Raw genomic sequence first — 19,838 nt, forward strand, 5'->3', positions numbered from 1 at the left:
ATGGTGCAGGCATCGGCGTGGCGCATGTATGCGGGGTTGCTGCTGTTGCTGGTGTTGCAACTGTGCGTCGCCGAAAGTGAATGGTCGCTGCGCAATGTGGTGATTCTCATAGCCGCCTGCACCCAGTTTGTTCTGGTGTTGGTCTTCTGGCTGGGATTGGTACGCCACCGGGGCTGGGTGAGGGTGTTCGGCTGGTTGTACCTGTGCTGGCTGGGGATCATGGCGCTGTTCATTCTCGGGGAGCAGTTGACCCGTTGACCCGCGCGCCATTCGTCGATTGCGCTGCACTCGGGCGCCGCCGGTGTCTCCAAACCAGTTCAGACAGTAAAAGGAGACCGATCATGAACGACGCCAACCGTGACAATCAACAGACCCCCGATGACGCCCATGGCATGCCCGGCTACCCGCATGACGACAACGACTCGTCCAAGCCAAAAACCGGCGAGTCCGAGCCTGGCATCGAAACCCCGGAGCAGGGCAACGACAAAGTCGGTTGATCAGCGGAAGATCGCAATGAACAAAACCATCAGCGCCGACGACTTGCACATCAGCCTCGACTCCGCTCAGGAAGAGGGGCTGTTCAAATGGTTGATCGCCAGTTTTCTCATGGGCAAGCGCATTCAGGCCGACATTGCCGCCGAAGCCTATCGGGTCATCGTCGATAAGCATCAACGCGATACACCGCGCAAGCTCGCCAACTCCACCCACCGTGAACTGGTAGCCATGCTCGGCGAGGCGCATTACGTGCGTTACGACGAAACCACCGCCGACCGCTTGCATGCCTTGGCGGTCAAGCTCAACGACGAATACGGTGGCAAGGTGAAAAACATCGTGGAGGCGAGCGCCGATCGCAAGGATTTTGAAAAACGCCTGGAAGGGTTCGAAGGCATCGGTGAGAAGACCGTCGAGATTTTCATGCGTGAGGCCGGCCGGGTTTTGTTTTGAATCAACGAATTCATATTGGCTGTGCGGGCTGGAGTCTTGGACGTGAATACTGGCCGGACTTCGCCGCAGAAGGCACGCACTTGCACCGTTACGCATCCGGGCTCAATGCCGTCGAAATCAACAGCTCGTTCTACCGCCCGCATCGCCGTCAAACTTATGCACGCTGGGCGGAATCGGTGCCGGAGGACTTTCGCTTCAGCGTCAAAGTGCCCAAGCAGATTACCCACGAACGACGCTTGCACCATTGCGAAGGGCTACTCGATGAGTTCTTAAGCCAATGCACCGGTCTGGAACGGCGTCTTGGCTGTCTGCTGGTGCAGCTGCCGCCATCGCTGATGTTTGAAGAACCGGTCGCCGAAGATTTTCTTATCGCCCTGCGCCAGCGTTTCGACGGCCACGTGGTGTTCGAACCGCGCCATGAAACCTGGCTCGCCGCCCAGCCGTTGCTGATCACCCATCGCATCGCTCAAGTGGCGGCCGATCCATCGCGCATCAGCAACGATGCCTCGCCGACAGGCTGGCCGGGGGTGCGCTACTGGCGCCTGCACGGCTCGCCGCGTATGTATTACAGCCCCTACGATTTGCCACGCATTGAACCCTTGGCCCAGACGCTGCAAGCGGTTGCCATCGAGTGTATCGAGACGTGGTGTATTTTTGATAACACGGCCAGCGGCGCCGCACTGGGCGATGCCTTGCTGCTTTCGCGACTGCTGACAAGGACACTGTCTTGCCAAGAATTCTGACATCGCCACCGGATGAGTCCGAACTGACGGAACGCAACGCCAAGCTGTTCGGTTCCCCGAAAGAACGGCTGGATTTCTATCGACGGGAGATTCAGTACGAGACCAGCATTCTGGCCCACCGGACGGATGCCTATCTCACCGCGCAATCGTTTCTGGTGATCGCCTTTGCATCGTGCATGGCCAATCTCAACCCCGAATGGGGCAAGTTGTTCACGCTGGTGGTGCCGCCGTTTCTGGCGCTGCTCGGGCTGCTCAGCACGCTGAATGCCTGGCCGGGCATTCGCGCGTCCTACAACATTATTGACCACTGGTACTTCAAGCAAAGCGAACTGTTGCGAAGCGAACCGATCATGGGGCTGGCCTACGATGAATCACCGCTGTTCAGCGCCACTGAGTCGACCCACAAGGGTTATCGCAAGGCCTTGCTGTTCTCGGTGCGCACGCCATGGCTCTTCGCCTCGTTTTGGCTGCTGTTGGGGGCGTGGAGCATTTACATCCAAGTGACTAATCCCGGCGCCTAGTGTCATCCGCCGCTGACTTTCCAGTGCTTCACGTCTTCAGCAAAGACCATTTGCTTCATCTCATGGGCGATGCCGAAGGCCAGGGATTCGTGAGCAGCGATGACTTTCTCTTCCGCCGACAGGCAATGAAAAATATCCAGCTTGTTCGCCGCGTCGGCGGTTTCCAGTGCGTAGATCTGCACGTAGCGGGCGAGGTCGTTATCCAGGCTCGACAGGTATTCGCGCAAGCGTTGGTGATCGACGGAGCTTTGCGCGAAATACCAGTTCATCGGGTGAATCAGAAAGCGTGAATGCGGCGAGGTAATCCGTCGGCCCGCCGCAAGAAACATGATGATGCCCATCGACTCGATGTTACCGGCGTTGATCGCGCACAGCGGCACCGGCAAGGATTTGAGAAAGGTATAGAGGCTGAAGCCGAAATTGGTGCTGCCGCCGGTGGTGGACAGGTTCAGCAGAAGCGAGGTTGCGCCCTGTTCCATGGCTTCCAGGCAGCAGTCGCGAAAGCGTTCCGTCGTTCCCTGATCGATCTGGCAATGAAAATGGATGATGTGCTCAGTCATTTGCCGTGGCTCCCGTCGTGGTTTCGAAAGGCCTGTTCCGTACTCTAAAAATGACTGGCGGCACGCGCAAAAATTCCCGCTTCCGCTGGTCGTTCAGTGCGCACATTTGTGGAACCAATCCCACCATTCCGCTCGTCGCATGAGGGCTTTTTTCATTCAACTTTCAATTTTTACCGCCCTCCCAACTAAACGAGCCAACGTGCTCGTCAATAATCTAGAGGTGAATGGAAATGACCAACAAGAACTCAGGCAACTTCGCCAACGACCCGCAAAAAGCGTCCGAAGCCGGTAAAAAAGGCGGACAGTCCTCGGGCGGGAATCACACCAGCGACAGCAACCGCTCCAGCGGTGGACAAGGCAGCGGTCGCGGCAACTTTGCCGACGACAAGCAAAAAGCATCTGAAGCCGGGAAAAAGGGCGGCTCCAGTAGCGGCGGCGGTGGACGCAAGTCTTGATGCCGTTTGACCCGTCAGGCCCCGCTCAATGCGGGGCCTGATTTTTTGTGCCGGCAAAAACGGCTCAAGTGCCGAAGGGAAAGGTGTCCTGTTCACGGCTGGTCGAATGAGCGGTCGCCAGTGGCGTGACGGCGCTGGTTTCGGCGAACCACAGCCACGCATCGAACTGCTCGCTCAGGGACGCCTCGAAGTAGTGGCTCTGGCGCTCGGTCTGCGGCCGATAAATCACACCGATGGCACGCTCCAGCAAGCGTCCGGTCAAGGCTGAACGCAACGTTTGATGTTGATCGTCACGCCATTCATATAACGCTTGTGCATGGCCCGTTTCGGCGAAGGCCCGCTCCCAGCTGCGGGGCAGGGCGGGTACCACGTTTTTGATCTGCATCTCGCCGTCCCAATCGCTGGCGGCCGCGACGGTGCCGCAATCGGTGCCCATGCCGATCAGCACCACGTCATTGCCCCAGGCTTCGCGACACAACTGACCGAGGGTCAGCTGTCCGCCGTCGCCCATCTGCGTGGCCCGAGCATCGCCGATGTGCGAGTTGTGCGCCCAGACGATGGCTTTTGCCTGGCGCCCCGAGCGCGAGCGCACAGCCTGCAGCGTCTCGAACATGTGCCGGTCGCGCAGGTTCCACGATGCCGTGTTGCCCCGGTACATCGCCCGGTAATACTGCTCGGCGGCGTGAATGACCCGGGCGTTTTGCGTGGCATTGAACAGCGCTTCACTGTCCTTGCCCATCAACGCCAGGCGCTGATTCAACAAGGCTTGCAACTGCTCAAGTACCGGGCCTTCGCACGTCGCCATTCCGCCGCGTTCGGTGAAGTGGCCGTACAGCGCCGGGTCGTCGTGCCACGGTGTCAGGCAGGCGTAGCGTTGTCGGGCTTCCCGGGCCATCGCCGGATCGGCAGTTTCCAGATACCCCAGCACTTCACGAATCGAACTGCGCAGGCTGTACACATCAAGCCCACGAAACTCGACGCGCCGATCTTCCGCCAAGGCCTGGTTGTGCTCGGCCAGCCAGCGTGCGAATGCCTGCACATCGGTGTTGCGCCACATCCAGGTCGGGAAGCGTTCGAACGCCGGCTGATGCCAGTCGCCTTTAGCGCGGTGCCGGACGCAGCGGTCGATCTGGTCGGCATCCGGCCAGTCGGCTTCGACCGCGACCACGCTGAAACCGTGCTCAGTGATCAGCCGCCGGGTGATGGCCGCGCGGGCCTGATAGAACTCATGGGTGCCGTGGCTGGCTTCGCCGATCAGCACGACCTGGGCGTCGCCGAAACGATCGAACAGGGCGGCAAACGCTTCGCTCTCGATGTCCGGTAACGGTTCGGCGTGTGCTTTCAAGGTTTCGCTCAAAGTAGCCATGACTGCCTCCCTCTGCATTGTTATGCGGTAGAGAACAGTGGCTGCGACAGGTTCCGAAGGGGTGACTTGCGGCGTGGATCGACCGCCGATGAATTTTACGGAACGCGGCTGTTTTTTGACCGGTCGTAATTCTATTCGCGACATTCGAAAGCGCAAGGCGCACGGCGGATCGGATCAAGGCAGTGGCTGGGCGTGGCGAGCGGTGATTTTCGGTTGTCGGCGGTCGTTCGAACTGACATGGGGCAGGAGAATGAGCAAACAGGCAGCGATCTATCGCATGGTAATGAAGGAGCACTTGTGCCCGTTCGGGCTGAAAGCGCGGGATCTTTTGAGGCGTGAAGGCTTCGACGTGGAAGACCATTGGCTGCGCACCCGCCAAGAGACCGACGCTTACATGAAGGAGCAGAACGTCGACACGACACCGCAAATCTTTATCGATGGCAAGCGCATCGGTGGCTATGACGATTTGCGGCGCCATGTCGGCAAACCCGTCGCCGATTCCGACGCCGTGAGCTATAAACCGGTGATCGCAGTCTTCGCCATGGCGGCGTTGATGGCGCTGGCCACCAGTGTATTTGTGTTCGGCACGCTATTCACGGTGCAAGCGATCAAATGGTTCATCGCCTTCAGCATGTGCCTGTTGGCCATGCTCAAACTGCGCGATCTGGAAGGCTTCACCAACATGTTCCTGGGTTACGACCTGCTGGCGCAAAAAGTGGTTCGCTATGCTTACGTGTACCCGTTCGCCGAGGCGCTTGCCGGCATTCTTATGATCGCCGCAATGCTGACCTGGCTCGCGGCGCCAGTGGCATTTTTCGTGGGAGCGGTCGGCGCTTATTCGGTGTTCAAGGCTGTCTACATCGATAAGCGAGAACTCAAGTGTGCCTGCGTCGGCGGTGACAGTAATGTGCCGCTGGGTTTTGTCTCACTCACCGAGAACTTGATGATGGTGGGCATGGCCGTCTGGATGGCGCTGTCCGCCGCGACTTAAGCTCGCGCCGGCGAGTAGAGCCCGTGTGTTGATCGATTGGAGTGAGGAGCATGAGCGATTATTTTTCGTCAGTTCCAGTGTTCAAAGATCGTCGTCAGGCTGGCCAGCGACTTGTCGAACTGCTGCGCCCTCTCGTCCACGAAGCACCCTTGATCCTCGCGTTGCCACGCGGCGGTGTGCCGGTCGCTTATGAAATTGCCAAGGCATTGAATGCGCCGCTGGATTTGTTAATGGTGCGCAAGATCGGCGCGCCGGGTAACGAGGAATTCGGCATCGGTGCGGTCGTCGATGGCGCCGATCCGCACTGCGTCGCCAATCAGGCATTGATGCATCAACTTAACGTGACGCCTGAATGGTTCGAAGCTGAGAAACAGGTTCAACTGAAGGAAATCCGCCGGCGGCGCGCAGTCTATTGCGGCGAAGTGCCGCCGATTCCAATTGGCGGACGTGAAGTCGTTGTCGTCGATGATGGTGTCGCAACGGGCAGCACGGCGCGGGCGGCGCTGTCGGCGCTGGCTAAATCCACGCCCGCGCGGTTGCTCTTCGTAGCGCCGGTGGGGGCCTGGGAATCGCTGGAAATGCTCCGGCCACTGGTGGACGATCTGGTGTGCCCGTTCACGCCTGCGCCGTTTCATTCGGTGGGTGAGCATTACCAAGAATTTACCCAGACGAGCGATGAGGAAGTCATCGAATTGCTGGCCAAGGCGCGGCGCGAATTTTTGGACTGAATCCATCGCAAAAAAACTCAACCCCGGAAGGAGAGCGACATGAAAAGACTCTACGTATCCCTGACCCTGAGTAGCCTGTTAATGCTTGGCGGCTGTTTCGATAATTCCGACAACGAAACCAAAGACAACACGGACGGCAGCAAATCCTCGGTACAGGTTCAGCAGAAAGACGCGGCCGACGAGAGCAAATAACCCCCGCCGGCATTCAGTCATGCGGGCCCATGGGTTAGCGTGAGGTCGCTGATGATGCACACCGACCCGTCCGTGGTCGGGGTGCTGGTGGTGTAATCGATCTGGTTATAGACGCCGCCATGAAAATTGAAACGCTGTCCGGCCCAACTGTTGTCGAGTTGGGCGGGCAGCGTTTCGACGGTTGAGCCGTTGCGCGTCACGGCGACCGTTACCTGGCCGGCAGACGTGACCTTGAGCGCGACAGTGAACGGCATGTTCAGCGGCACCTTGTCGGCGATGGTCACACTCGAGGGATCGAGGCCATTGAAACTGACGCGGAACCCCCAACTGATCTTGCCCTTGTTCCAGAACACCTTCACCGGTGGGTTGTTGTTGCCCTTCACATGAATCTGCGCGATCACCACTTTTTGCAAAGCGTTGACCTGTGTGAGCACCATTTGCTGGCGGTTGACGTGTACGGCGGCGCTTTCGAGCGTCCAGTAAACGGGTTCCTTCCATTCGCATCGCGTGCGGTGCGTACTTTTGCTTGAGGCCCCGAGCGTTGGCGCGCTGAAGCGCACGGAACCGTCAGGCAAGCGGCTGATGACGTCGGGCAAACGCGCCAGGGCGTCATCACCCATCAGCTCAAGCGCCACGGGATTGGTGGGGGAGGTCGGAACCGGGGTGGTTATCATCAAACGGCTAAGATCGACTGGCATAAGGAAATCTCCTTTGCGGTATCAACGAGGTGATCAGGCACCTCGAACCTACAGTCAGTGACGCAGGCGATTTTGAGGTGGTTCCGGTGAATTGACTGGTCGGTCATCGGCGTGCCGTTCATCATTTTTTGGGCACTCGGCCGCCTCGGGGCTTTCCAACAAAGTCCTATGGATTTGCCCTTGGAGGACTCGATGAAACGCCATCCATCCAGCATTACCAATGTGCCCACAGAGAACCTTGGCGAGCCGAATGACGACGGGTGCGTCATCGGAACGGCGGGCCGCGATGAAGATCCGAATGCGGCGACGGACTGGGATCATGAAAGTGATTCTGCGGGGAATGTGCCGACTGTTGATGATGCTCACGCGCAGTCGAAAGAGAAGGCTGACCGATCAAAGGCCGATGATCTGGATGAGGGATAAGCCGGACACAAAAAGGCCGGGAAAACCCCGGCCAAAAGAACAACCCGTTGGTACAGGCTTAAACCTCAGCGCTGAAGAAACGCCAGCAAATCCTCGTTCAGTGCCTCGGCGTGCGTCACCGCGAACCCGTGGGGTGCGCCTGCATACACCTTCAGTTCAGCCCCGCTGATCTGCGCGGCGGCCGCTTTGCCGGTGGTTTCGAACGGTACGATCTGGTCGCCATCACCGTGAATGACCAGCGTCGGCACATCGATTTTGGCCATGTCCGGACGGAAGTCGGTTTCCGAGAACGCGGTGACACAGTCCACGGTGCCTTTGAGCGATGCCAGCAGCGCGATGTTCAGGGTTTGTGTCAGGACGCCGTCTGAGACTTTCTGGCCCTGGTTGGTGCCATAGAACGGGCTGGCGAAGTCGGCGATGAACTGCGCCCGATCCTTCAGAAGCCCGGCCTTGATCCCGTCGAACACGCCTTTTTCGACGCCTTGCGGGAAGTCGGGTTTCTGCCCAAACAGCGGCGTCACCGCGCCCAGCAATACCAGGCCAGCGACACGCTCGCTGCCGTGGCGGGCGATGTAGCGGCTGACATCGCCGCCGCCCATGGAGAAGCCCACCAGGGTGACGTCGCGCAGATCCAGGTGATTGATCAGTCCGGCAATGTCATCGGCGAAGGTGTCGTAGTCGTAGCCATTCCACGGCTGGTCGGAACGCCCGAAACCCCGGCGATCGAATGCGATCGTGCGATAGCCGCAGCTGCTCAGGTATTCCATCTGGTATTCCCACATGTCGGCATCCAGCGGCCAGCCGTGACTGAACAGGACGGGCTTGCCGCTGCCCCAGTCCTTGTAATAGATCTCGGTGCCGTCTTGGGTGAGGAACGTGCTCATGGCAACTCCTTGGGATTCGGGTCTAGTGGAATGACGTCGGTCGCCACGTTAAATGGCGATGTCCACTATCCGCGTAATCCCCGGCGGCCACTTGTATGTAAGTGCTGGATCGTGCAGCGAAGCTCAGGGCCGGTTATTCAAGCCAGGTATCCACGACCCGTCGCTCCAGTTCCTCCCAGTCCGCCATGCCCAGCACGCGGGTGGTGTTCAAGCCGCGCAGGTAACCGCGCAGTTGCAATGCCGCTTCCCGGGAACGTTTGGAGCCGGGAGGGTTTTGATCCAGTTCGGTTTCGTATTCCACCAGGTATTCGGCTACCCGGTCGTGAAAGTCCGGCAGAACTGCACTGCGGATCAAGTCAAAAGTGCGCACGGCATCATCCTCGAAAGTCTTTATTAGTTGGGACTGAGTGTGGCTCAGTCTTCAAGCAGGCAACTATCGCTATAAGTAATAGTGACCATCACCAAACGCAAGTTCTTGTTTAGCGCGCAAACAGGGACAATCGCCACCATTGAAACGCAACGTCAGCGCCCGTGAAGCCCGACCGTTGCCTGATGAGCCAGACTTTATTTCAGGATTGCACTCCATGCGCTCTTTGTTTTTGCCTGCGATCGCCACCGCTACATTGTTCCTGGCCGGTTGTGCCTCGGCCCCGAACAACCCGACTTTGACCTTGCAGACCCACAAGACACCTGCCGAATACGCCAGTTGTGTCGTGCCGAAGTTGCAGGGCAGTGCGCTGAACCCGACGGTTTCACAGACCCAGCGCAGTTACCGGATCGTGGTGCCGAGCAAGATCTCCGCCGACAACGTGCTCGAAGCTTACAAGTCCGCAGGCGGCGGCAAGGTGTTTGTGTACGAGCGCCAGTTGCTCGCCACCCACTACTTGCCTTCCAGTTTCGGACGCGTCGCGCAGGAATGCATTTAACACCCGGCTTCAGATGTTGTTGCAGTTGCTCCTTTGGTTGGCCGCAACCAACCAATTCCTTTGCCCCGCACCCTTATGGGTTGGCGGGGCTTTTTTTGTTCAGCGTTTGCCGGACAGCGGCGGAGTACGTGGAGGCACCCGACGCCTGGAACCGGTCGCCTCAAACGCCGACGCAAAGCGCAGCAGTGCCGAGTCGTCATAGGCACGGCCGGCAAACGTCAGGCCGGCGGGCATGCCGATATCGGCCATCACGCCCATCGGCACGGTGACGGTGGGCACGCCGAGGTGGCGGATGGCGAGGTTGCCGTTGGCCACCCAGACGCCGTTGCTCCAGGCGATATCCGCAGCTTGCGGGTCGATATCGGCGTTGGCCGGGGCGACGTCGGCCACGGTCGGGAAGATCACCGCGTCCAGTTTCAAGGCATCCATCCAGTCTTCGAGATCGATTTTTCGTGTTTTTTCCAAACCGCGCAGGCCATCAGGCACCGTGGAGATCTGATCCCACGGGGTAATGCCGCGCTCGGCCATGCGCACGTATTCGTCCATGCCGGCAACCAGGTCGCCCTCGCGGTTGGGCAGGGTGCCCGGGTCGTGAGGGAAAATCAGCGGGCCGTCGACGTCAGCCAGTCGATTGAGGTTCGGGTCGCCATTGGCTTGCAGGAAGTCGTCGAAAGCCCAGGCCGTCAGATCCCACAGTTCATGATGAAGGAACTCTTTTGAGACCAGCCCACGGTTGAACACGGTTGGTGCGCCGGGGCGGTCGCCTTCGCAGTTGGACACCAGCGGAAAGTCCACCTCGATGACTTCGGCGCCGGCCGCTTCGAGTGCCTGACGCGCCTGCTTCCACAGTTCGATCATGGTCGGGCGGGTGTTGATCCGTTGCCCGGTCGGCCCGCCGATGCCGGGGGCTTCGCTGGTGCCGGCCTCGGGGTCGGCATTGATGTACATGCGCGGCACGCCGAGGCGTTTTCCGGCAAGCGCTTCGGGTTTGGCCGCCAGTTCGGGGTAGGACGCCGGGCGCACGGAATCGACGCTCGGAATCGGCACCCACGGCTGCAAACGCCAGAGGTCGCCACGGGTGTCGGGGTCTTCGGCGACGATGATGTCGAGCACTTCAAGCAGATCGGCCATGGTTCTGGCGTAGGGCACGACGACGTCCATGGTCGGTGTCAGCGGCCAGTTGCCGCGCACTGAAATCACCCCTCGCGATGGGGTGTAGGCGCACAAACCGTTGTTCGACGCCGGACCACGACCGCTAGACCAGGTTTCCTCGGCCAGCCCGAACGCGGCGAAACTGGCGGCCGTGGCGGTGCCGGCACCGTTGGATGAGCCCGAAGCGAACGGTGCGGTAAGGAATTCGCCGTTATACGGACTTTCGGCGCGACCATAGACGCCGCGTTGCATGCCGCCATTGGCCATCGGCGGCATATTGGTCTTGCCCAGGCAAATCGCCCCGGCGCCGCGCAAACGTTCGATGGTGAACGCATCGCGATGGGCGATCAGGTTGGCGAAGGCCGGGCTGCCCGACGCGGCGGTCAACCCCTTGACCAGATAGCTGTCCTTGGCGGTGTAGGGGATGCCGTCCAGCGGGCCGAGGGTCTGGCCGTTGGCGCGGCGTGCGTCAGAGGCTTGCGCTTCCTTCAATGCTTCGGGATTTCGCACCACCACGGCGTTAAGCGCGGTGGAGGTATCGGCGCCGTCATAGGCGTCGATTCGCGCCAGATAGGCCTGCACCAGTTCTACCGACGTGGTCTGGCCGGATTCGAGCGCCGTGCGCAATTGGGCAATGGAAACTTCGGTGACTTCAATCATGCTGCTACCGCTGGCAATTATTTGAGGGTGTGTGACGAATGGCCCTGTTTACCATCAAGCCGCCGGCAAAGGAACCGCCAGCGCTGATCCTGTCGCGCTGATGTAAACTGCGCGCCACTGTCAAAACCCATCAGGAAAGCGCTCTCCATGGCCAATCACGACCTCACCTTCACGCCAGACCCTGACGCCGATTCCATCTCGTCCGACGTCATCGAATTCAACGGCATCCTCGTCTCCACGCAGATCCCGACCCGCGCCGACGGTAGCCTGGAACTGGGTGACGTCACCCTGCAAAGCGAGTGCACGCTGCAAGCGTTGAAAGTCGCACTGGAGCGCGCCGGCAGTTCCATGGATCGGGTCATGCACTTGACCATCTACCTGACCGACATGGCTGACCGCGCCGCATTCAACGAAGTCTACAAGCGTTTCTTCGCCAAGCCATGGCCCGTGCGGGCCGCCGTCGGCGTGGCCGCGCTGGCAGTGGAAGGCATGCGCGTCGAAGTCACCGCCATGGCCGCCAAAGCCTGATTCGCTAAAACCCTGTAGGAGCGAGCTTGCTCGCGAAGGCGCCGTCACAGGCGACACCGATGTCGGCTGAACCACTGCCTTCGCGAGCAGGCTCGCTCCCACAAGGGCTGTGGTTTCAGAGCCACCCGGCAGGGCACGGGTGCCGGGCGCGCGTTTCGCGGCTACAATGCGCGCCTCGACCGTGACAGCCTGACTAAAAAAATATATGTCCTTGCCCAAGCATCACCTGGAATTGCTCAGCCCCGCCCGTGACGTGGCGATTGCCCGCGAGGCGATCCTGCACGGCGCTGACGCCATCTACATCGGCGGCCCAAGCTTCGGCGCGCGCCATAACGCCTGCAACGAAGTGGCCGACATCGCCGAACTGGTGGAATTTGCCCGTCGTTACCACGCCCGCGTATTCACCACGATCAACACCATCCTGCACGACAACGAACTGGAGCCGGCGCGCAAGCTGATCCATCAGTTGTACGACGCCGGTGTCGATGCGCTGATCGTCCAGGATCTGGGTGTGATGGAACTGGACATCCCGCCGATCGAGCTGCACGCCAGCACCCAGACCGACATCCGCACGCTTGAGCGGGCGAAATTCCTCGATCAGGCCGGCTTCTCGCAACTGGTACTGGCGCGTGAGCTGAACCTGCAAGAAATCCGCGCCATCGCCGATGAAACCGACGCGGCGGTCGAGTTCTTCATTCACGGTGCGCTGTGTGTGGCGTTCTCTGGGCAGTGCAACATTTCCCATGCGCACACCGGCCGCAGCGCCAACCGGGGCGATTGCTCCCAGGCCTGCCGTTTGCCGTACACGCTCAAAGATGAAAAGGGTGGCGTGATCGCCTACGAAAAACACCTGTTGTCGATGAAGGACAACAACCAGAGCGCCAACATCCGCGCGCTGGTCGAGGCGGGCGTGCGTTCGTTCAAGATCGAAGGGCGTTACAAGGATATGGGCTATGTGAAAAACATCACCGCCTATTACCGCCAGCGCCTCGATGCCGTGCTCGAAGATCGTCCGGATCTGGCCCGCGCTTCCAGCGGCCGCACCGCGCATTTCTTCCTGCCCGACCCGGAAAAGACCTTCCACCGTGGCAGCACCGATTACTTTGTCAGTGACCGCAAGATCGACATCGGCGCCTTCGATTCGCCGACGTTCACCGGCCTTGCTGTCGGCGTGGTGGAGAAAGTCGGCAAGCGCGACATGCAGGTCGTGACTCACGATCCGCTGTCCAACGGTGACGGCCTCAACGTGCTGATCAAGCGCGAAGTGGTGGGTTTCCGCGCCAACATCGCCGAACCGAAAGGCGAGTTCGAAGAGGATGGCGAGAAGCGTTACCGCTACCGCGTCGAGCCGAACGAAATGCCGGAAGCCATGTACAAGGTACGGCCGAACCATCCGCTGAATCGCAACCTCGATCACAACTGGCAGCAAGCCTTGCAGAAAACGTCCGCCGAGCGCCGTGTCGGCGTGAGTTGGATGGCACGTCTGCGTGAAGAGCGTCTTGAACTGACGGTCACCAGCGAAGAGGGCATCAGCGCCAGCGTTATGCTGGACGGCCCGTTCGGCGTGGCGAACAAGCCGGAGCAGGCGCTGGAGCAATTGCAGGATTTGCTGGGGCAGTTGGGCACCACGCAATACCACGCGACCAACGTCAAACTGGATGCGCCGCAAGCGTTCTTCATTCCGAATTCGCAGCTCAAGGCCTTGCGCCGTGAAGTGATCGAAGCGTTGACCGCCGCACGCATCGCCGCCCACCCGCGCGGTCGCCGCAAAGCCGAAACCACGCCGCCGCCGGTGTATCCGGATTCGCACCTGTCGTTTTTGGCCAACGTCTACAACGAGAAGGCCCGGGCGTTCTACCACCGCCACGGCGTGAAGCTGATTGACGCAGCGTATGAGGCGCACGAGGAAACGGGCGAAGTGCCGGTGATGATCACCAAACACTGCCTGCGTTTCTCCTTCAACCTGTGCCCGAAACAGGCCAAGGGCGTCACCGGCGTGCGCACCAAAGTCGCGCCGATGCAACTGATCCACGGTGATGAAGTGCTGACCCTGAAGTTCGATTGCAAACCGTGCGAAATGCACGTGATCGGCAAAATGAAGGGCCACATCCTCAACCTGCCGCAACCGGGCAGCGTGGTCGGCCACATCAGCCCGGAAGACCTGATGAAAACCATCCCCCGCGCCCCGCACTGACACACCTCCATCATCGTTCCCACGTTCCGCATGGGAACGATGATGTCGCGAAGTCCGGTGGGTTCGGGCGACCATTGATCGGTCATCGATCATGAAAACTGAACCGCCGCTCACCTCGCATTGCCCCTATTGAAAGGCTGACACTTTCGGGAGGTGGGTAATGGAGACTCAATATTTCTGGATCGCGGCAGCGGTGGTTGTGTTGCTGCTGGATCTATGGGCGCTCAACAGTGTCTGGCGCAGTGATCGCTCGTCGGGCGCCAAAGGCATGTGGACGGTGATTCTGCTGGTGTTTCCGTTGCTCGGTCTGGCGATCTGGGGGTTTGCCGGCCCCCGCGGCGTGGTCAAAGGGCCGTCGTCAGCGGAGCACAGCAAGGGTTAAGCCTTGATCCAGCGTTGCCGACTCCACGCGCTCAATGAATCCACGGCCAGCACCAACAGCAACATCGCCATGATCACGGTGCTGGCCTGCGCTTCCTGAAACAGGCTGAGGCTGACATACAGCATTTGCCCCAGCCCGCCCGCGCCGACAAAACCCAGGACGCTCGCCATGCGAATGTTGTTCTCCCAGCGATACAGGCAATACGCAAGCAGTTGCGGCGCCAGATTGGGCAAGGTGCCGTAGCAGAACGCCACAACCGGATTGCCACCTTGCAACCGGATCGCCTCGGCCGGTTCAGGCGGTGTGTTTTCCAACGCCTCAGCGAACAGACGACCCAACACGCCTGTGGTGTGCAGCGCCAACGCGAGCGTGCCGGCGTTGGGCCCAAGCCCGGCGGCAAACACCATCAGCGCCGCCCAGACCAGTTCCGGGATCGCGCGCAATCCATTGAGCAATAATCGCGATGCACTCTGCAGCGGCCAACCGAAGCGCCCGGCGGCCGGCAAGGCCAGCACAATCCCGAACACCGCCGCGAGTAATGTGCCTAGCGCTGACATCGCCAGGGTTTCCAGGGAACCGTGAACGATCGCCTGCAAATGCCCCGCGCTCAGATCCGGACTGAGAAAACGCTCAACATAAGCACCCATCTGCTTCAGGCTGCTGGCGCTGCCCAGCTCCGCGAAATCCAGCCCCAGGTAGATGAACGAAGCAACCACTGCCGCTGCGATACCGCTGAGCAAAAGCAAGTTGATCAGGCGATTCATGCCAGCCTCCAGCGCAGCAAGCGGCTGAACTGATCGGCGCCAAGCACGAGCACCAGAAAGGTCAGCAACATGCTCGCGACTTCACCACCGGCAAACATGCGCAGTGACAAATCAATTTGCTGACCGAGCCCGCCGGCACCGACAAAACCCATCACCACCGAGGCACGAATCGCACATTCCCAGCGATACACCGTGTACGAGAGCAATTCTCCTGCGACATTGGGCAGCGTGCCGTAAAAAAATGCCGCCAATCGACTGCTGCCGGCCTGCAGCAAGGCATGGGTCGGGCGTTGATCGGTGGACTCGAAAATCTCCGCATACACCTTGCCGAGCATCCCGGCGTAGGTGATGGCAATCGCCAAAACACCCGCCGCCGGGCCGAGACCCACGGCGCGCACGAACAACAATGCCCAGACGATCTCCGGCACGCTGCGCAGAAAAATCAGCGCACCGCGCACCGGCCAGCGCAACCAGCGACCCCACGGGCCGGGGCGTCCCCCACGCGAAGCTGCCGAAAGCGACAAGGCGCGACTGGCCAGCAAACTCGCGGGAATCGCCAACAACAGCGCCAACGCCATGCCCGCCGTGGCAATGGCCAGGGTCTGTAACGTGGCTTTGAGCAGTAAATCGAGGAAGGCCGGGTCATGCGCCGGCGGCCAGAAACCCGAGACGAAGCGACCGATTTCACTTTGGCTGTCTGCGCGCAACAACACGCCCATATCCAGTTCACTGAGCTGGATGCCGGGCCAAAGCAGGGCAATCGCCAACAAGGTGATCAACAGGCGCGGCCAGGCGGCGGGATCCCGCGAGTCAGCCTTCAGCATCGTGGGATCTGCACGCTCAGCGGGGTGACAGCCACCGTCGGCACCTGCAATTGCTCATTGGCGTAGAGCGCGTCGAGCATGTCACGGCTGACCTGGTCGGACGCGCAGTCGAACAGAATGCACCCCTCCCGCAGGCCGATGATGCGCGGGAAATGCGACAGGGCCAGTTCCACCGCATGCAGACTGGCGATCAATGTCACGTTGTGTTCGCGGGCGTGACGCGACAGCACCGACAGCGTGTGCCCCGCCAGCACCGGATCCATCGCCGACACCGGTTCATCCGCCAACAATATTTGCGGTGCCTGGTACAGCACGCGCGCGATGCCGACCCGCTGCAATTGCCCGCCGGACAATTGCTGGCATTGCGCGAACAATTTATCGCCCAGATCAAGCTGCGCCAACGCAGCGCGAGCGCCCGGCACGTCCAGTGGATGCAGCAGGTTAAGCAGACTTTTGCCCAGGCTCCATTGCCCAAGCTTGCCGGCCAGCACCGCCGTCACCACCCGTTGCCGAGGCGGCAGCGGTGGCGCCTGATGCACCAGGCCAATGCGCGAGCGCAAACGCTGGCGTTGTCGTGGAGACAGCCGCCAGGCGCACTCGCCGAGCACTTCCATTTCACCGCTGCTCGGTTTCACGGCGGTGGCCAGCAGGTTCAGCAAGCTCGATTTGCCGGCGCCGGACGGGCCAATGATCGCCACCTGTTCGCCGGCGCCAACGTGCAGATCAACGCCGCGCAGCGCATCGACGCCATTGGCGTGGCGCAGGCTGCCCTGGGTGAGGCGTAACGTCATTTGAGCAGATCGGCAGCGCGGGCGGCTTCCTCGATGCCTACGTAGTTCTCAGGCTTGGTGTCGATGAAACGGCTGGCGGCTTGCAGGTCGAGAATCTTTTTCTGCTCCGGGTTGGCCGGGTCAAGATCAAGGAAGGCTTTCTTGATTTTTGCCGTGAGCGCCGGGTCAAGCGTGCCGCGCACGGTCCAGTTGTAATCGAAGTAGGCCGGGGTGGTGGCGAAGACTTTGACTTTGTGGGTGTCGACCTTGCCGGCGTCCACCAGCTTCTGCCAGACGCTGGCATTCAATACGCCCGCATCGACCTTGCCGGCCTGCACCCAGGCAACGGTGGCGTCGTGGGCGCCGGAATAGCCGACGCGGCTGAAGTAGCTTTCCGGTTTGATGCCATCCTTGAGCATGAAATAACGCGGCATCAGGCTGCCCGAGGTGGACGACACGGAGCCGAAGGCGAAGGTCTTGCCTTTCAGGTCGGCAAGGCTTTTCACGTTGGGGTCGGCGGTGATGAATTTGCTGGTGAACTGCGCATCCTGTTCACGCTGCACCAACGGAATGACCTTGTGCTCCGGCGGCGACTTCAATCGCGCCTGAACGAAGGTGAAACCGCCCAGCCAGGCCATGTCGAGTCGGTCGGTGGCGAGCGCTTCAACCACGGCCGGGTAGTCGGCCACCGGGACAAACTGCACCTTCATGCCCAATTGCTGTTCCAGATACGCGCCCAGCGGTTCGAACTTGCGCAGCAGCTCGGTCGGGGCTTCATCGGGAATCGCGCTGACCCTTAATACATCGGCGGCTTGCGCCATCACGGCGGAAAAGGACAGGGCGAGGCCCGCAGTCAGTGCCAGGGTACGTTTGAGCATGGAAATCTCCGTTTCATGAGCGTCGCATTCGAAGCGCTGCCGACAAGTGGACTCAATGCCGGCCCGCCTGGTCAAGGGTAGACGAATCGCGCGAGTTTATACGCGTTCCCAAGGCACACCGCAAACCCAGTATGAATGGCGGCATTTGGCAGCAGACAGAACGCCCGTCAAGCCTCACAAGTGATCGGCATCAATCACGGCTTTGGCAAATGCTTTCGGGTCTTCCTGCGGCAGGTTGTGGCCGAGACCACCCTTGATCAGACGGAACTCATATTTGCCGGTGAAACGCTTCGCATAGTCCTCGGGTTTAGGATGCGGGGCGCCATTCGCATCGCCTTCCAGGGTGATGGTCGGCACGCTGATGGACGGCGCCTTGGCGAGTTTCTGCTCCAGCGCTTCGTATTGGCTTTCGCCCTGCACCAGGCCCAAACGCCAGCGGTAGTTGAACACGGTGATGTCGACGTGATCAGGGTTGGCCAAGGCTTTGGCGCTGCGGTCGTAAGTGGCGTCGTCGAACTTCCATTGAGGCGAGGCGAGTTGCCAGATCAGCTTGGCGAAGTCGTGGGTGTTCTTTTCATAACCGGCGCGGCCGCGATCCGTTGCGAAATAGAACTGATACCACCATTGCAATTCAGCCTGGGGCGGCAGCGGTTGCTGGCCGGCGGCCTGATTGCCAATCAGATAGCCGCTGACCGACACCAGCGCCTTGACCCGCTCCGGCCATAACGCCGAAACGATGTCCGCCGAACGCGCGCCCCAGTCATAACCGCCGAGTACGGCTCGCTTGATGTTCAGGGCATTCATGAAGTCGATGACATCGCTGGCCAGCGCGGCGGGTTGGCCGTTGCGCAAGGTCTTGGCCGACAGAAACTGCGTGTCGCCATAACCGCGAGCGTAGGGCATCAACACCCGATAACCCTTGGCGGCCAACAGTGGTGCCACTTCGTCGTAGCTGTGAATGTCGTAGGGCCAGCCGTGCAGGAGAATCACCACCGGGCCGTCGGCCGGGCCGGTCTCAGCGTAGGCGACGTTGAGCAGGCCGGCGTTGACGTGTTTGAGCGGGCCGAAGGGGGTGTCGGCGGATGCGCTGGCGGTTGCGGGAGTCGCATCGACGGATTGCGCATTGGCGACGCCCAGCGCGCCGAATTGCATCAACGCGACTGCAAGCGTCGACAAACCGAACAGGCGAAGGTTTTTAGCGGTGGTTTTGCGCTGCTGTGCCGTTTTCATTATTAGGTTCTCCTGGCAAACGTTGGGTGTGGGATCTGGCAGACCCCGTTGAAACCGTCGTTGCAGTTGAACCCGGCGGCGTATCCGGGCGATGTCAAAAAAACGCACCGGTTAAAGCGGATGTATCGAGGGACGGCTGGTATACACAGCGATACAAATCCATTCCTCAGAACGAAACAAATCCTGTGGGCATTAGCCGGCTGGCGGTGTACCAGCCGAAGCGAATGTTGACCGTGCCGGCTGCGGTTGACGGGCAGGGCGTGTGCATCGGTCGTTCGACCTATGTCAACGACGACTTGCGCGCCGGGCGGTTGGTAGCGCCGTTTGGCCTGAAACTGAAATCGGACATGGGGTTTTATCTCGTCACGCCGCTGGCAACCGCCGACTCCAGCAAAATAACGGCCTTCAGAAATTGGTTGATCGCCTCGGCGCGCAAACCGCTCACCGAGCCAGCCTTTGTATAAGCGTGTATCCATCCCCTCGACAGACACACGCTGGTAACAAACCCGCGCCGCGCGACACATCTTCAATACACGCGACTTGCACAGTAGAGCCCGTCAAACCCCTACTGTTGAGAGGACGTCACCATGCCCCGCCATCTGTTTCTCGCCACCGCCGCCGTACTTGTTTCCATCACCGGTTTCGCCCATGCGGCGGACGCGCCGAAGCCTTGGCAACAAGGCCTGAGCCGAACCGATCTGGTGCGGCAGGATCTCGGCGCGGCTGACCGCGAAGTGATTCAGGCCCGAGTCGATTTCGAGCCCGGCGTGGCGGCGCCGCGACATGCACATCCGGGTGTGGAGGTGGCCTACGTTATCAGCGGCACCTTTGAATATCAGCTTGAAGGTCGTGCGCCGGTCACCCTCAAGACCGGGGATTCGCTGTTGATTCCAGAAGGCGTGGCGCATATCGCCAAAAACATCGGCCAGGAAAAGGGCTCGGAACTGGCGACCTATATCGTCAAGAAGGGTGAGCCGGTGTTGATCCTGAAGCCTTGACGTTACGCGTCCCAACGCAAAGGCCT

At 60.4% G+C, this 19,838-nt stretch carries 27 protein-coding genes; 16 read left to right on the top strand and 11 right to left on the bottom strand.

Features of this window, described 5'->3' with window-relative positions:
• From GIW69_RS13420 to GIW69_RS13440, 5 genes are all read left to right on the top strand, one after another.
• A complete protein-coding gene (locus GIW69_RS13420) occupies positions 1 to 258 on the top strand; it encodes a hypothetical protein (protein WP_236483160.1) in 258 nt (85 codons plus the stop codon).
• Between the two features lie 83 nt (positions 259 to 341).
• Positions 342 to 497 carry a hypothetical protein gene (locus GIW69_RS13425; RefSeq protein ID WP_236483161.1) on the top strand — a complete coding sequence of 52 codons (156 nt, stop codon included), beginning with the start codon at positions 342 to 344 and terminating at the stop codon, positions 495 to 497.
• Between the two features lie 16 nt (positions 498 to 513).
• The gene (locus GIW69_RS13430; RefSeq protein ID WP_236483162.1) at positions 514 to 945 is read left to right on the top strand and encodes an HhH-GDP family DNA glycosylase; all 432 of its coding nucleotides are present in this window, start codon (positions 514 to 516) and stop codon (positions 943 to 945) included.
• Positions 942 to 1,688 (top strand): DUF72 domain-containing protein, encoded by a 747-nt coding sequence (locus GIW69_RS13435; protein WP_236483163.1) that lies wholly within the window; start codon positions 942 to 944, stop codon positions 1,686 to 1,688. Before GIW69_RS13430 ends, GIW69_RS13435 begins: the two co-directional genes overlap by 4 nt.
• Positions 1,673 to 2,209, top strand: coding sequence for a hypothetical protein (locus GIW69_RS13440; RefSeq protein WP_236483164.1), 537 nt, complete (start codon positions 1,673 to 1,675; stop codon positions 2,207 to 2,209). The genes GIW69_RS13435 and GIW69_RS13440 overlap by 16 nt, the downstream gene beginning before the upstream one ends.
• A gap of 2 nt (positions 2,210 to 2,211) precedes the next feature.
• On the opposite strand, the gene GIW69_RS13445 is transcribed toward GIW69_RS13440, so the two are convergent.
• Positions 2,212 to 2,769: an ATP-dependent Clp protease proteolytic subunit gene (locus GIW69_RS13445; RefSeq protein ID WP_236483165.1), complete on the bottom strand. Its 558-nt coding sequence runs from the start codon at positions 2,767 to 2,769 to the stop codon at positions 2,212 to 2,214.
• A 230-nt stretch (positions 2,770 to 2,999) separates the two neighbouring features.
• Between GIW69_RS13445 and GIW69_RS13450 the strand changes: the two genes are divergently transcribed.
• On the top strand, positions 3,000 to 3,224 hold the full coding sequence (locus tag GIW69_RS13450; RefSeq protein WP_496570916.1) for a KGG domain-containing protein: 225 nt from the start codon (positions 3,000 to 3,002) through the stop codon (positions 3,222 to 3,224).
• 64 nt (positions 3,225 to 3,288) lie between these two features.
• Here the strand turns inward: GIW69_RS13450 and GIW69_RS13455 are convergent, their stop codons facing one another.
• Positions 3,289 to 4,590, bottom strand: coding sequence for an erythromycin esterase family protein (locus GIW69_RS13455; protein WP_236483167.1), 1,302 nt, complete (start codon positions 4,588 to 4,590; stop codon positions 3,289 to 3,291).
• Between the two features lie 250 nt (positions 4,591 to 4,840).
• Between GIW69_RS13455 and GIW69_RS13460 the strand changes: the two genes are divergently transcribed.
• From GIW69_RS13460 to GIW69_RS13470, 3 genes are read left to right on the top strand one after another with little or no spacing between them, the layout of a single operon-like run.
• Positions 4,841 to 5,581, top strand: a complete 741-nt coding sequence (locus tag GIW69_RS13460) for a glutaredoxin family protein (protein ID WP_236483168.1) — start codon at positions 4,841 to 4,843, stop codon at positions 5,579 to 5,581.
• Between the two features lie 50 nt (positions 5,582 to 5,631).
• Positions 5,632 to 6,309, top strand: coding sequence for a phosphoribosyltransferase (locus GIW69_RS13465; RefSeq protein WP_236483169.1), 678 nt, complete (start codon positions 5,632 to 5,634; stop codon positions 6,307 to 6,309).
• A 39-nt stretch (positions 6,310 to 6,348) separates the two neighbouring features.
• Positions 6,349 to 6,501 (top strand): hypothetical protein, encoded by a 153-nt coding sequence (locus tag GIW69_RS13470; protein WP_236483170.1) that lies wholly within the window; start codon positions 6,349 to 6,351, stop codon positions 6,499 to 6,501.
• Positions 6,502 to 6,518: 17 nt separating this feature from the next.
• Here GIW69_RS13470 and GIW69_RS13475 read toward each other — a convergent pair whose 3' ends face one another.
• Positions 6,519 to 7,199, bottom strand: coding sequence for a polysaccharide lyase family 7 protein (locus GIW69_RS13475; RefSeq protein WP_236483171.1), 681 nt, complete (start codon positions 7,197 to 7,199; stop codon positions 6,519 to 6,521).
• 192 nt (positions 7,200 to 7,391) lie between these two features.
• On the opposite strand from GIW69_RS13475, the gene GIW69_RS13480 reads away from it, so the two are divergent.
• Positions 7,392 to 7,622, top strand: coding sequence for a hypothetical protein (locus GIW69_RS13480; RefSeq protein WP_236483172.1), 231 nt, complete (start codon positions 7,392 to 7,394; stop codon positions 7,620 to 7,622).
• A 65-nt stretch (positions 7,623 to 7,687) separates the two neighbouring features.
• Here GIW69_RS13480 and GIW69_RS13485 read toward each other — a convergent pair whose 3' ends face one another.
• A complete protein-coding gene (locus GIW69_RS13485) occupies positions 7,688 to 8,506 on the bottom strand; it encodes an alpha/beta fold hydrolase (protein ID WP_236483173.1) in 819 nt (272 codons plus the stop codon).
• A gap of 133 nt (positions 8,507 to 8,639) precedes the next feature.
• Entirely contained in the window at positions 8,640 to 8,876 is a 237-nt protein-coding gene (locus tag GIW69_RS13490; protein WP_236483174.1) for a hypothetical protein, read from the bottom strand.
• A 214-nt stretch (positions 8,877 to 9,090) separates the two neighbouring features.
• Here GIW69_RS13490 and GIW69_RS13495 point away from each other — a divergent pair, with 214 nt between their 5' ends.
• The gene (locus GIW69_RS13495; protein ID WP_236483175.1) at positions 9,091 to 9,432 is read left to right on the top strand and encodes a hypothetical protein; all 342 of its coding nucleotides are present in this window, start codon (positions 9,091 to 9,093) and stop codon (positions 9,430 to 9,432) included.
• 99 nt (positions 9,433 to 9,531) lie between these two features.
• Here the strand turns inward: GIW69_RS13495 and GIW69_RS13500 are convergent, their stop codons facing one another.
• The gene (locus GIW69_RS13500) at positions 9,532 to 11,244 is read right to left on the bottom strand and encodes an amidase (RefSeq protein ID WP_236483176.1); all 1,713 of its coding nucleotides are present in this window, start codon (positions 11,242 to 11,244) and stop codon (positions 9,532 to 9,534) included.
• 147 nt (positions 11,245 to 11,391) lie between these two features.
• Here GIW69_RS13500 and GIW69_RS13505 point away from each other — a divergent pair, with 147 nt between their 5' ends.
• From GIW69_RS13505 to GIW69_RS13515, 3 genes are all read left to right on the top strand, one after another.
• Positions 11,392 to 11,772 carry a RidA family protein gene (locus GIW69_RS13505; protein WP_236483177.1) on the top strand — a complete coding sequence of 127 codons (381 nt, stop codon included), beginning with the start codon at positions 11,392 to 11,394 and terminating at the stop codon, positions 11,770 to 11,772.
• Between the two features lie 205 nt (positions 11,773 to 11,977).
• Positions 11,978 to 13,966 (top strand): peptidase U32 family protein, encoded by a 1,989-nt coding sequence (locus GIW69_RS13510; RefSeq protein ID WP_236483178.1) that lies wholly within the window; start codon positions 11,978 to 11,980, stop codon positions 13,964 to 13,966.
• A 160-nt stretch (positions 13,967 to 14,126) separates the two neighbouring features.
• Positions 14,127 to 14,348: a PLD nuclease N-terminal domain-containing protein gene (locus tag GIW69_RS13515; protein ID WP_236483179.1), complete on the top strand. Its 222-nt coding sequence runs from the start codon at positions 14,127 to 14,129 to the stop codon at positions 14,346 to 14,348.
• Here the strand turns inward: GIW69_RS13515 and phnE are convergent.
• The 5 genes from phnE to GIW69_RS13540 form a co-directional block, all read right to left on the bottom strand.
• Entirely contained in the window at positions 14,345 to 15,112 is a 768-nt protein-coding gene (gene phnE, locus GIW69_RS13520) for a phosphonate ABC transporter, permease protein PhnE (protein ID WP_236483180.1), read from the bottom strand. The genes GIW69_RS13515 and phnE overlap by 4 nt on opposite strands.
• Entirely contained in the window at positions 15,109 to 15,936 is an 828-nt protein-coding gene (locus GIW69_RS13525) for an ABC transporter permease subunit (protein ID WP_236483181.1), read from the bottom strand. The genes phnE and GIW69_RS13525 overlap by 4 nt, the downstream gene beginning before the upstream one ends.
• Complete coding sequence (locus GIW69_RS13530; RefSeq protein ID WP_236483182.1) at positions 15,930 to 16,727, bottom strand: ATP-binding cassette domain-containing protein; 798 nt, start codon at positions 16,725 to 16,727, stop codon at positions 15,930 to 15,932. Before GIW69_RS13530 ends, GIW69_RS13525 begins: the two co-directional genes overlap by 7 nt.
• Positions 16,724 to 17,584, bottom strand: a complete 861-nt coding sequence (locus GIW69_RS13535) for a putative selenate ABC transporter substrate-binding protein (protein ID WP_236483183.1) — start codon at positions 17,582 to 17,584, stop codon at positions 16,724 to 16,726. The genes GIW69_RS13530 and GIW69_RS13535 overlap by 4 nt, the downstream gene beginning before the upstream one ends.
• 174 nt (positions 17,585 to 17,758) lie before the next feature.
• A complete protein-coding gene (locus GIW69_RS13540) occupies positions 17,759 to 18,814 on the bottom strand; it encodes an alpha/beta fold hydrolase (RefSeq protein ID WP_236483184.1) in 1,056 nt (351 codons plus the stop codon).
• Here GIW69_RS13540 and GIW69_RS26390 point away from each other — a divergent pair.
• Both GIW69_RS26390 and GIW69_RS13550 read left to right on the top strand, forming a co-directional pair.
• The gene (locus GIW69_RS26390; protein ID WP_496570917.1) at positions 18,802 to 19,278 is read left to right on the top strand and encodes a hypothetical protein; all 477 of its coding nucleotides are present in this window, start codon (positions 18,802 to 18,804) and stop codon (positions 19,276 to 19,278) included. The two genes, GIW69_RS13540 and GIW69_RS26390, sit on opposite strands and share 13 nt — an antisense overlap.
• Positions 19,279 to 19,401: 123 nt before the next feature.
• Entirely contained in the window at positions 19,402 to 19,812 is a 411-nt protein-coding gene (locus tag GIW69_RS13550; RefSeq protein WP_236483185.1) for a cupin domain-containing protein, read from the top strand.
• Positions 19,813 to 19,838 lie beyond the last annotated feature (26 nt).

It is taken from the genome of Pseudomonas syringae, assembly GCF_021605415.1.
Taxonomy (GTDB): Bacteria; Pseudomonadota; Gammaproteobacteria; order Pseudomonadales; family Pseudomonadaceae; genus Aquipseudomonas; species Aquipseudomonas syringae_S.